General features: G+C 35.6%; 11 protein-coding genes, 14 tRNA genes and 2 rRNA genes. All 27 read right to left on the reverse strand.

The features are described 5' to 3' along the window. Positions 1 to 153 precede the first annotated feature (153 nt). Entirely contained in the window at positions 154 to 624 is a 471-nt protein-coding gene (locus ACTWQM_RS16345) for a hypothetical protein (protein ID WP_443259242.1), read from the reverse strand. Between the two features lie 112 nt (positions 625 to 736). Continuing rightward, positions 737 to 1048: a phosphoadenosine phosphosulfate sulfotransferase gene (locus ACTWQM_RS16350; RefSeq protein ID WP_443259243.1), complete on the reverse strand. Its 312-nt coding sequence runs from the start codon at positions 1046 to 1048 to the stop codon at positions 737 to 739. Between the two features lie 110 nt (positions 1049 to 1158). Continuing rightward, a complete protein-coding gene (locus ACTWQM_RS16355) occupies positions 1159 to 2148 on the reverse strand; it encodes a quinone oxidoreductase family protein (RefSeq protein ID WP_443259244.1) in 990 nt (329 codons plus the stop codon). 253 nt (positions 2149 to 2401) lie between these two features. Beyond that, on the reverse strand, positions 2402 to 2932 hold the full coding sequence (locus ACTWQM_RS16360) for a GNAT family N-acetyltransferase (RefSeq protein ID WP_443259245.1): 531 nt from the start codon (positions 2930 to 2932) through the stop codon (positions 2402 to 2404). A 145-nt stretch (positions 2933 to 3077) separates the two neighbouring features. Then, a complete protein-coding gene (locus ACTWQM_RS16365; RefSeq protein WP_443259246.1) occupies positions 3078 to 3845 on the reverse strand; it encodes an amidohydrolase family protein in 768 nt (255 codons plus the stop codon). A gap of 121 nt (positions 3846 to 3966) precedes the next feature. Further along, the gene (locus tag ACTWQM_RS16370) at positions 3967 to 4659 is read right to left on the reverse strand and encodes a VOC family protein (RefSeq protein WP_443259247.1); all 693 of its coding nucleotides are present in this window, start codon (positions 4657 to 4659) and stop codon (positions 3967 to 3969) included. Positions 4660 to 4941: 282 nt separating this feature from the next. Continuing rightward, positions 4942 to 5070 carry a hypothetical protein gene (locus ACTWQM_RS16375; RefSeq protein ID WP_443259248.1) on the reverse strand — a complete coding sequence of 43 codons (129 nt, stop codon included), beginning with the start codon at positions 5068 to 5070 and terminating at the stop codon, positions 4942 to 4944. A 408-nt stretch (positions 5071 to 5478) separates the two neighbouring features. Then, positions 5479 to 6348: a GNAT family N-acetyltransferase gene (locus ACTWQM_RS16380; RefSeq protein ID WP_443259249.1), complete on the reverse strand. Its 870-nt coding sequence runs from the start codon at positions 6346 to 6348 to the stop codon at positions 5479 to 5481. 93 nt (positions 6349 to 6441) lie between these two features. Continuing rightward, complete coding sequence (locus tag ACTWQM_RS16385; RefSeq protein WP_443259250.1) at positions 6442 to 7218, reverse strand: class I SAM-dependent methyltransferase; 777 nt, start codon at positions 7216 to 7218, stop codon at positions 6442 to 6444. A 332-nt stretch (positions 7219 to 7550) separates the two neighbouring features. Next, the gene (locus ACTWQM_RS16390; protein ID WP_443259251.1) at positions 7551 to 8045 is read right to left on the reverse strand and encodes a GNAT family N-acetyltransferase; all 495 of its coding nucleotides are present in this window, start codon (positions 8043 to 8045) and stop codon (positions 7551 to 7553) included. Between the two features lie 374 nt (positions 8046 to 8419). Further along, positions 8420 to 8692 carry a hypothetical protein gene (locus ACTWQM_RS16395; protein ID WP_443259252.1) on the reverse strand — a complete coding sequence of 91 codons (273 nt, stop codon included), beginning with the start codon at positions 8690 to 8692 and terminating at the stop codon, positions 8420 to 8422. A 338-nt stretch (positions 8693 to 9030) separates the two neighbouring features. After that, positions 9031 to 9113 (reverse strand) — tRNA-Leu (locus ACTWQM_RS16400). Between the two features lie 9 nt (positions 9114 to 9122). After that, positions 9123 to 9193, reverse strand: a tRNA-Cys gene (locus ACTWQM_RS16405). A gap of 12 nt (positions 9194 to 9205) precedes the next feature. Then, positions 9206 to 9280 (reverse strand) — tRNA-Gly (locus tag ACTWQM_RS16410). A gap of 4 nt (positions 9281 to 9284) precedes the next feature. Next, positions 9285 to 9359, reverse strand: a tRNA-Gln gene (locus ACTWQM_RS16415). Positions 9360 to 9374: 15 nt separating this feature from the next. Then, positions 9375 to 9450: transfer RNA gene (locus tag ACTWQM_RS16420), tRNA-His, on the reverse strand. A 14-nt stretch (positions 9451 to 9464) separates the two neighbouring features. Continuing rightward, positions 9465 to 9538, reverse strand: a tRNA-Trp gene (locus ACTWQM_RS16425). A gap of 18 nt (positions 9539 to 9556) precedes the next feature. After that, positions 9557 to 9641, reverse strand: a tRNA-Tyr gene (locus ACTWQM_RS16430). 21 nt (positions 9642 to 9662) lie between these two features. Continuing rightward, a tRNA-Phe gene (locus ACTWQM_RS16435) sits at positions 9663 to 9738 on the reverse strand. Positions 9739 to 9763: 25 nt separating this feature from the next. Beyond that, positions 9764 to 9840 (reverse strand) — tRNA-Asp (locus ACTWQM_RS16440). A gap of 103 nt (positions 9841 to 9943) precedes the next feature. Then, positions 9944 to 10020, reverse strand: a tRNA-Met gene (locus ACTWQM_RS16445). 29 nt (positions 10021 to 10049) lie between these two features. Beyond that, a tRNA-Val gene (locus tag ACTWQM_RS16450) sits at positions 10050 to 10125 on the reverse strand. A gap of 5 nt (positions 10126 to 10130) precedes the next feature. Further along, positions 10131 to 10205: transfer RNA gene (locus tag ACTWQM_RS16455), tRNA-Glu, on the reverse strand. A gap of 11 nt (positions 10206 to 10216) precedes the next feature. After that, positions 10217 to 10308, reverse strand: a tRNA-Ser gene (locus tag ACTWQM_RS16460). 1 nt (position 10309) lies between these two features. After that, positions 10310 to 10384: transfer RNA gene (locus ACTWQM_RS16465), tRNA-Asn, on the reverse strand. A gap of 135 nt (positions 10385 to 10519) precedes the next feature. Continuing rightward, positions 10520 to 10636, reverse strand: a 5S ribosomal RNA gene (rrf, locus tag ACTWQM_RS16470). A 159-nt stretch (positions 10637 to 10795) separates the two neighbouring features. Further along, positions 10796 to 10921 (reverse strand): 23S ribosomal RNA (locus ACTWQM_RS16475); the annotation flags it as partial.

Genomic DNA, 10921 nt, shown 5'->3' on the forward strand with positions numbered 1-10921 from the left:
AAACGTTTTTCTCATCACATTCGCCTCCTTCTAACTGTAAATAATAGCTAACTTCAAAATTTGTTTATCAACTCCTGCCATTAACTTGAATAAGAAAAAGCCACAGGATTATTGAAGATTAGCCTGGATTGTTTAATACTATAAATTCCTAAATTAATTTTGTACCAGCTGGTTTAAAATCTCCAATTTATTTTGGTCTTTATTATTATTTTTAGTCCTTCGATACCCGTCAAGTAAAGATTTATTATATACTTTAATATATTCGGAAATAGAGAGTGTATAATAAGTTGCTCCATTGGCTTCAATTTTCTCTAAATTGTTGTATTCTACATCGGCAAATTGTTTTAAGTCTTCAATAAAAGCAACCCCAATTCTAATTCTATCCTTTTCAAATTCGTGTTCTTGTATATCAATCAATTCGTATCCTAACTGTTCCATTACAATCTTAAAGCTATCCCATTTATCCTCTAAAAAAGTTAAAGGAATAAGAATATCAATGTCTTGTGGAGAAAAATCAACTTTAGTTACTGTTTCCAGTCCTAATGAACCATATAAAACAGGAATGATATCCAACTCTTTATTCAAGGTTTTAGCGATGTAAATAAATTCATCATATAAAGTCAATTGACCACCTCATAAATTAATAATGAAACAAACCTTTTTCAACTAAATGCCATCCTATAGTTGAAAAAGAGATTTGTGTCTTATTGCGTAAAGGCACCCGTAAGTTTAAGTATTATTCGTTTTTTAAAGTTATATTTTCAGTTTCTTCATCCCACTCTATTTTTGCATCAATTTCTTGGTCTTCTACCGTTATAGAACACCCTGAGCAATAACTACCTGAACTTTTTAGAACTTCATTTTGCAAAGTTTCATTGCCAGAACTACTACCCACTTGATAGGAAATTTCTTCTGGGGGTTCACCATCACCTATATAACGTATTGTATAACCGGTGGATTCGCTGCTTTCACTTCTAATAGCAGCTTCGAATTCTACTTCCCAATGTTTACTTTCCCCTTGAAAACAAACGCAGTCTTTCGTGACCAAAACAAGCTGTTAATGTGAGGACAATCAACAATAGTGGTATCCTAATTTAAACTTCATTTGCTTTCCTCCAAAATTCTTAAAAAAATTATTCAACTATTTGACCCGTTAATTCATAAAAGACTATGATTTATTTTAATTAAAACTTTTCCTTCGTAACTGCGACTTTCAATTAGTTTATGAGCTTTTGCAGCATCACTTAAACTGAACACTTGTGCAACAGGGAGAGTGACTTCATTCGAATCAAATAGCTTCAAGACTTTTTCTGCAACAGGGGCTAAACGTGCTGGATTATGCTTTCTAGTTGTTCCTAAACTAAAACCTTTAATATTCCTGCAACTACTATGTAAGTCACTTGTTTTAAAGGTACCAGCTTTACCACTGCTATTGCCAAATTGGACAAGCGTTCCGAATAATGCTAAACAATCTAAACTATTACCGCTAACTTCACCTGCAACAGAGTCAAAAATGATATTAGCACCTTGATAGTTTGTCTGTTTTAATACTTCCTTTGTAAATGTTTTGTAGGTGCATACTGTATCAGCTCCTAGTTCTTTCACATAATTTTCTTTATCTAAATCTCCAACTGTTCCAATTATGTTTTGGATGTCTGCTAACTTTGCTAACTGTACAAGCATTGAACCCACACCACCAGCTGCACTATGTATAACAAGGGTATCTGATTTTTGAACTTGCCCAACTTCATATAGAAGAATATAAGATAAAATAGACACTGTTGGCATAGTTGCAGCTTTCTCAAGTGGAAGGTTATGTGGGATTTTAAAAACTAATTGCTCATTTGCTGCTACATATTCTGCATATGAACCGTTTTTTGGAAAAGCTATCACCCTATCTCCTTTTAAAAATGTGGAATTAGGAGAAACTTCTTCAATTATTCCTGAAACATCCAATCCTAATATTTGAGGGAAATTATCTTTACCTTTATTTCCTGAACGCTTTTTTATATCTGCGTAATTTACACTCGTATAGGCTACTCTTATTAAGACTTCTTTTTCTCCAATTTTTGGTTTTTCAACATCGGTATATGTAAGTACATCAGCATCTCCATATTCATTTTGAACTACAGCCTTCATATTCTTCATTCCCTTCAAAATATTCACTTTCTCCTATTCAACAATCCTACCAGTTAGTTCAATATCTATATATTTTAATATCCCAATTCGTAATCGGAAATTTCTGAACTAAAAAACAAAAGAAAAGACCAACTTTAGCGTCAGTCTGCTTATTTAACTATTCATCCTTTATATGAGGATTCTTTTACTAAGCTGCTCCTATAGTTGGACAAGAATGCGATTCCTTCTTCTATTCTTGCACCCGTTTGTTGAAGAACGTAATCTATTTACCTTTAAGTAATGAATACACGTATGTATCATAAGCCTCTCCATTTTGATACATATAATCCCTTAGAACGCCTTCTTTTAGAAAACCCATTTTTGTTAGTAACTTATTAGAAGCTTCATTATCTATAAAGACAACTGCACCTATCCTAGTTAGACCAAATTCACCAAATCCGTATTCAATTACTTTAGATATGGCTTCAAAGGTATACCCCTTTCTCCATTGCTTAGGATGTACCTCATAACCTATCTCTGCTCGTTTATGTTTAGGAGACCAAGCATTAAATCCAATAGTGCCAATAATTCCTTGAGTTCCTTTTATTTCAATTCCCCAACGTATTCCTCTTTTCTCCTTGTAACTCTTTGCAAAAAAATCAACAAATGCTTCTGCTTGTTCTATATTTTCTAAAGTTTCTTGCCCATAATACCGCGTTACATTTTCATTTGAAAAACAAGCAAATATACCCTCTGCATCATCCTTTAATATTTCTCTTAGTACCAATCTTTCTGTCTCTAATGTTGGAACCATTATTCTCTCTCCTTCTCAATTCTGTATATGCAACACATCTTCTTCAATAAGTCTGCCAGTTAATACAATAAGAACAAGGAGCTTCCCTACAAACACCTTATTCAACTCTTGAACCCTTTACTTTAAGTATACTCACTCACAAACTTCATAAATTTTTATTGTAACTAAATTCCTTGAAGTACCAGTTTAAAGCATTCTTATACAAGATTTTATCAGTAGCCTTGTCCCCAAATAGACTTTGAATTAATTCGATGTCGGCATATTCAAAAGGTCTTTTCGCCCTTGTAGATGGCATATCTGTTCCGAACATAAGAGCGTATGGGTTAATATCATAAATTGATTTTAAGGCATTCCCGATATTCAAGTCTACACGACCAAAACCAGTAGCTTTAACTCGAACACCTTTATCCACCAGGTTTAATAAGTGTGGTAATCCTTCTTCAGATAATCCTAAATGGTCAATAGATACGGCAGGTAATTTTGCAATAGTGGATTCAATTTCTGACAACTTTCTCGCATCAATATAAAGTTCACTATGCCACCCTACTAAATCGTAAACCCTTCTTGCAAAGTAATCGAGTTTTGATATATCTTCTGAACCGCCTCGTTTTATATTAAATCGTAATGCCCTTACCCCTCTGTTATGTAAATTTATAATTTCATCATCTGTCACAGTAAACGGCAATTGTGTTACACCACAAAATGCTGGACCCATTTGTTTAAGTGCTTTCAATAAGTATTCTTGGTCAAATCCTTGGAAAGAACCAGATACAATCGCACCACCTAATATATTCAAATCAGTATTTTCCTCTTGATAATCTGTTACAACATAGCTCGGTGGTGTATATCCTTGGTTTTCAATAATCGGAAAATCAAAATCAATAATATGAAAATGTGCATCAAAGATTCTCATTTCAAGTTCCCTTCTCTTCTTGAAGAAATCAAACTCCACTTTTTCTACCAGTTAGTAAAATAAACCATCTTTTATTAAACAATCGTTCCCATTTGTTTAATGAAAATATATCACAATAAACTTATTTTTTGTCACGCTCATTAACTTTTAACAAATTATTTGAGTTAATTGTAATTCTATTATTATTAGTTGTTATAATTTCAAGGGGGTATACGGCTGAGAATTTATCTGAAAAAATCCATCTTCTTTCTGATTGAGTAAGTATAATAAATATTCCCTTTGAGTTATCTCCCATAAAATTAAGTGATGTCGAGTTTAAAGGATAATTGTCTCTTTCTTGAATCCCAATATCAATTAGCCTTTCACCTGTATCTATTGCATCATCTACAGTCAGTCCTATTTCACTAATGTTTAACACGCCCTTATCAGCTGAGAATGGTTCCGCCATTTCTTCAGATATAGAATGCCTTGAAATAAACTCGACTATATTACCTGCAGGGTCTAAGAAGTATAGGGCTTGTGCAGGTATATGGGAGAAATCTGCTTCATCTTCGCCATCTTCTAGATTTAAGCTAACTCTTTCTTTGACCCATGATTTTGCTTCATCAAATTTATTAGACGGAATATTAAAAGCAAAGTGGTAATAGGGTTTACCTTTTACGTCTTCTGATGTAAACTCTAATTCACTTGAACCAACGACAATTCGAAAGCTGTTTTCACTTTCTTCAATTAAAGGAAAACCGAAACTGTCAACATAGAACTTTCTCATTTCTTTAATACTCTCCGTATGTAAAGTTACTGATTTAATTTCCATTGTTTTAACAAACTCCTTTAAGGAATTTTTTTAATTACCTGTATATGCAATGTAATACATTTATACTAATAAATAAAATACTTAAAATAAAAAATAGTAAAGAAGTAAAAAGACTGGAATAAACATTACTCCTTACTCCGCACCCGATAAGAAAAAATTTAGTGAATTAAAGATGACCTTAACCCTTAACGTCATTTTCTAAAAAGCATTTTAAGCAAGATAACATATATACCCTGCCTTCTTTTTTTCCTATTATTTTGTTTACTAACTCAGGGTCTTCTTTCAAATACGATTCGTTAGTTCCCAATAAAATACAATCTCCTTATTTTTCTTGATATTCACATCTAACAATGCAACTAATTTTTTGGCACTTACATCATAACCTGACTCCTCTTTCACCTCTATATTCACAGAGGTGATAAACTACTATCACAAAAGTCGCCAGTTTTTATATCTGTACAACTTTCGAAAATATAATTTGGTATTACTGAAAATTCACTTGGTTGATAATCAGGCAACCATTGTACTCCTGCTGTCGCTACAGTTGCTCTCAGTCCTGCTTCAGTATCGGCATCAGAACATAGATTGGTTTCCTCCTACTTTTTTGAAACGCAACATAACAAATTGGTAATGTATTGGATAAAAAGTTCCGTCAAAATCAAAAATAATTACTTTGATAAAAAAAAACACTCCTTTTATTTCTAAGCTTTTATTCTTAAACAATCAGGCTGCATTAGTACACAATGAGAAAAGGGGGCGTTTTTTACACACTTCTATATTAACTCCTGCACCTATTTCTTCATAAATACATTAATCCTCTTATCCAAAAATCTGGGCAGCTATGGCGAACAATGTATTGTTTCTAGGTGGCATATTGACAGAATTAGTTATCATTATTGGTGGTTCGCTAGCTTTTATAAATCCTTTCTTTTCCAAGAACAACATAAATTCATCATTACCTGATGGTACATCAATCCTTAATTTACCTTGATGATTAAAAGCTAGACTATCAAGTAATAAAGCTGCTGTTTGAGAATCTGGTGCTACAATAGGTCCCAAAATTAGATTTATTGGTCCTAGAATAGATATTCCATAACCAATAATATTTGCTTTATTGTCTTTAACTACTAAACATTGTTCTGATTGATTTATCCTATTATGAAGAAAGTTGCTTCTATTATCTCCAAAGGCAATCTTGTCTAAATTTACAATTTCAGCAAAATTGTGACCAACGAAATCTCCAATGGCTACTCCCGTTTTATTTAATGGTTTTGTAGCTGTATAGCTACCACAAAGATACTTATGGATACAATCAACAGTTATAAAACCCATTCTTTCATATAGGGGTTTTCCCACCTCTGTAGCAATTAGCATAATTGAAATATCACTAGTGGCAAATTCCATACATTTTTGAGTTGCTTTCTTCCCTAATCCCAGTCCTCTAAACTCGCTATCTACAATCACCATACCAATTGAAGTTAAACTGGTCTCGTACAGTATTATTGCAGCACTAGACACGATTTTCCCCTCAGCATTTTTGTGTCCGAATATTTTTCCGGATAACATAATGGTTCTAATTTCATATTCATCATAATCCCAGCCGACTGATGCAGAGAGTTCAATCAAACCTGAAACATCATTTTTATCAAACTGAACTAATTTTAATAGTGTGTTTTTATATGTAGCCATTACGATCTCACCTTCTCTAAATCATTTTCTAAAATCACTTAATTTTTCTAATGCTCCTGTTATAAGTACATTCATTTCAAGAGATAAAACCCGCTATTTCACCGCCTTCCAAATAGTCCATCTATCTTTTTCAACTATATTTGTATCTATTGATAATGACTTATCGACATAATTTATTAGTAATTTCAATTCTTCATCTTCTAATTCGTGTAAGATGCTTCTTCCAGTTCTTTCACTTAAATCCTGTAGTAGTTGATCTTTACTACCGTAAACTTTTCTTGTTTCCCACAACTTAACTTCCTCTATAGACTTGAATCCGACTTCCTGTAGGGAATCAATTACATATTTACTACTGTGTCTGCGATTGGTTTCCATTTCACTTAATCTTGGAAAGAGTTCAGTGAAATACCCTCTAATATGGCTATCATTACCTTCTAATAAACAATCTTCAGGAGTACGGTCTTGTATAATACAAATTCCTTCATTCTTCAATACTCTATAACCTTCTCTAAGACAGGCTTTTAAATCTTCAATATGATGAATTAATGCTCTTTCAAGCAGTAAACTATAACTGTTACTTTCTAAACCTGTTTCAAGAGCATTCCCATGTTTAAAAATAATATTTTTATATTCTTTACAATTGTCTTTTGCACCTTCAAGTATGGCTCCCGAAAAATCGATACCAGTAACAAACCCCACCCCCATGTCCGATAAAGCCTTAGAATATATTCCACCACCACAGCCAGCATCTAAAGCCTCAGAAATCATTTCGAAAGGTAACAGATTATTTAGTGCCTCAGCCCATGATTTGTCAGCATTACGAGTTGTATAAGTGATTTGATTTTTTTTGTTATGAAAGTCAATACTCATTTTCATACCTCATTTCTTTTTTTTGTAAATAAAATTCCTTATCAATTTTAGTTTGTTTATTACCCTTCTAATCTAAACTAACAATATACATAACGTATAATACCAATATTTTATATAAAGTGATAAGTCATCCTTATCAACTTTATTGTAACAGTTTACACTATAGCTGACTTTTTTAACTCTTCTGCTCAGTTAGTTCAGTAACGTTATTAAAATTCCATTTATTTTTTTTTTTAAAACAGAACCTTTTCGATTAAGGTCCTGTTCAGCATCTTCAATTATTGTACACTTTAGTTTAATAAGGATTGTAATACATTTAAAGCAAAAAACAATTATATAAGGTCTTTATGTAATATGAATAATTCTCCTTTCCTCCCCATCACTCTTACTCCACTGTCTATATACCCGCCTTTCTTATAGACGTACTGGGCGACGGTATTTTTATGATTCACAGCTAAGATAATTTCCCTTTTACTTGGAAATTGTTTTTTTACAAACGAATCTAATAATAATAATGATTTCTTGCCTATACCTTTCCCTTGAAAGGTGGTATCAACTGAATAACCTCTTATTAAAATAGCATCTTTGTTATTGCTATATGCCTTAACACCTTCCCATCCGTGGAGAACAAGAAATCCTGCTGGCACACCATTACACAAGATAACAATAGGGTATCTCGTATTATCATTTTCGCATTTTAAAATTGCATTTAAAGGTAAAGGAGCATATCTAATTTGTTCTTTAGATAAATGATAATGGCTTAACTTAGATTTGTACTCTTCCTTATAAAAATCAAGACTTACAGTACCTTTACTTTGAATAAACATTATAAATAAATTCCCTTCATATAGAATATAAATATTCTTATTTAGTTTACGCTTTAACTTAACGTGAAGGTCAACATCTTATTCAAGATACTGCTGGTATAGTTGAACAAGCATACAATTCTTATTCGAGGTAAGTACCCTTTTGTTTAAGAAGAAATTAATTTAATGCATTTCTTAAATTAACGATATTGTTTGGATTAGCAGACCATTTACTCATAAGCTGCTTTTGTCTTATTTTCAAATCTTCATAATAGTGAATTTTTGACGATTAACTTTTGAATTTAATATGGCTTGACCTGTATTTCGTATTGCATTCTAATGAAAGTAGAAAAAAAGTCGATATTAACACAAGGAAATAAGAATATTCGGTACACTTATCTATGCTGGAACGCTTTGCCGTCCGCCTCTATCGCTAATCTGTGCCCCGGGAACGCTATATCTATACGGAATTTCCCCGCCGGATATTGCGTAACAGGAAAGAGCATATGCTGCGTCAGTCCTTTATAAAGACGGCGTTCTATCGGTGACTCGCATTTTAATAGCTCATTGTCAGCCGGGGTTGTTTCAGGCTTCGCCCAGTATATAATCGCGAATATCGTGGGAATTACTAAAAGCGAAAAGAAAACAATATATTCAACTGTTTTCATTGTCATCATAGGAATCACTAAATATAGTACCGCCTTTCCCGCGTGCCTATAACCAACAAAATTGTTTACATGTAGTAACTTATATTGCCAATATGACAACGTTTCAAACTCAATCGGTTCCGTAGATATTTCAATTCAATATCGCGCGGATTTAATTCATTACTTCGACGGCTGCCCATAAAAAAAACGCCTCCCTCCGAATAGATTCAAAGGAAAGCGCTAGGCTAACGTTTAGGCATATGACTAATTTTCGCACGTTCTACTAAAATAAACGCAAAAAGACGACGCCTCAACGATTTGTTAAACCGTCGTAACGCCGTCATATTAACGATTTGAGATACCGGTGGTCGGGTTCGAACCGACACTCCCAGAGGGAACATGATTTTGAGTCATGCGCGTCTGCCAATTCCGCCACACCGGCATATATTGAAGGCGGTAACCGGATTTGAACCGGTGATAAAGGTTTTGCAGACCTCTGCCTTACCACTTGGCTATACCGCCAAAACGAAGTAATGGAGCGGAAGACGGGATTCGAACCCGCGACCCCCACCTTGGCAAGGTGGTGTTCTACCACTGAACTACTTCCGCATAATGGCTGGGCTACCAGGATTCGAACCTGGGGTACACGGGATCAAAACCCGATGCCTTACCGCTTGGCTATAGCCCAATAGATATAATAATATGGGGCGACCGATGGGGATCGAACCCATGTATGCCGGAGCCACAATCCGGTGCGTTAACCACTTCGCCACGACCGCCATAATAAAAATAATGGCAGGGGTAGTAGGAATCGAACCCACATCAAAGGTTTTGGAGACCTCCGTTTTGCCTTTAAACTATACCCCTACTTTGTTGAAAAATATATGGTGGAGGGGGAGAGATTCGAACTCCCGAACCCTGAGGGAGCGGATTTACAGTCCGCCGCGTTTAGCCACTTCGCTACCCCTCCATATAAATGTAAATGCAAAAATGGTGGCTCCGGACGGAATCGAACCGCCGACACAAGGATTTTCAGTCCTTTGCTCTACCGACTGAGCTACAGAGCCAATATGTATTTGCTATAAATTTAAGTGGCGGTCCGGACGGGACTCGAACCCGCGACCTCCTGCGTGACAGGCAGGCATTCTAACCAGCTGAACTACCGGACCGAATATGTAAATGTGGACATGCTTAAAATTGGTTACACTTTAAAGCACACTATTATTCTCAATTAGCACCGAAGTAAATTCGACGTAGTAAATTGAATTAAATTGGTTGCGGGGGCAAGATTTGAACTTGCGACCTTTGGGTTATGAGCCCAACGAGCTACCAGACTGCTCCACCCCGCGATATGAATTAATATTAATTTTTGTCTAAATGGTGGAGGATGCAGGGCTCGAACCTGCGACCCCCTGCTTGTAAGGCAGGTGCTCTCCCAGCTGAGCTAATCCTCCATTAGTGGTGACCCGTACGGGACTCGAACCCGTGTTACCGCCGTGAAAGGGCGGTGTCTTAACCGCTTGACCAACGGGCCAGAAATATAAGTGGCGGAGAGCGAGGGATTCGAACCCTCGAGGCCGCGATAGCGGCCTACACGATTTCCAATCGTGCTCCTTCGGCCACTCGGACAGCTCTCCATGGCTCCACAGGTAGGAATCGAACCTACGACCGATCGGTTAACAGCCGATTGCTCTACCGCTGAGCTACTGTGGAATAATCCAAATACAGGATATCGATGCTCAGACAATGAGTCGTGTTGCATGCTTATCCGGAGTAGCCTCACTCCTTATATGACCCATCTTTAAATTTTCAAAGATGTTCTGGTCAAAATACTATGGAATGGGATTTGCCTGGCGGCGTCCTACTCTTGCAGGGGCAAAGCCCCAACTACCATCGGCGCTGGAGAGCTTAACTACTGTGTTCGGCATGGAAAACAGGTGTGTCCTCTCCGCTAATGCTACCAGACAATCAAATAAAGTACTTAGTGAACCTAATAATTTTTAGTGACAACCAATATTATAATTGTTTCTCAAAAAAAATCAAGGATATTCAATAAATTTGTGTATAATTTTGTACCCTAAAAACTAAATAAGAGCTTCATATCAACGTTACATCCAGTATTGATTAGTTAAGTCCTCGATCTATTAGTATCCGTCAGCTCCACGTGTCACCACGCTTCCACCTCGGACCTATCAACCTCATCGTCTCTGAGGGATCTTACTCACTCGAAGTGATGGGAAGTCTCATCTT

Source organism: Virgibacillus sp. L01 (assembly GCF_052246775.1).
Classification (GTDB): Bacteria; Bacillota; Bacilli; order Bacillales; family Amphibacillaceae; genus Lentibacillus.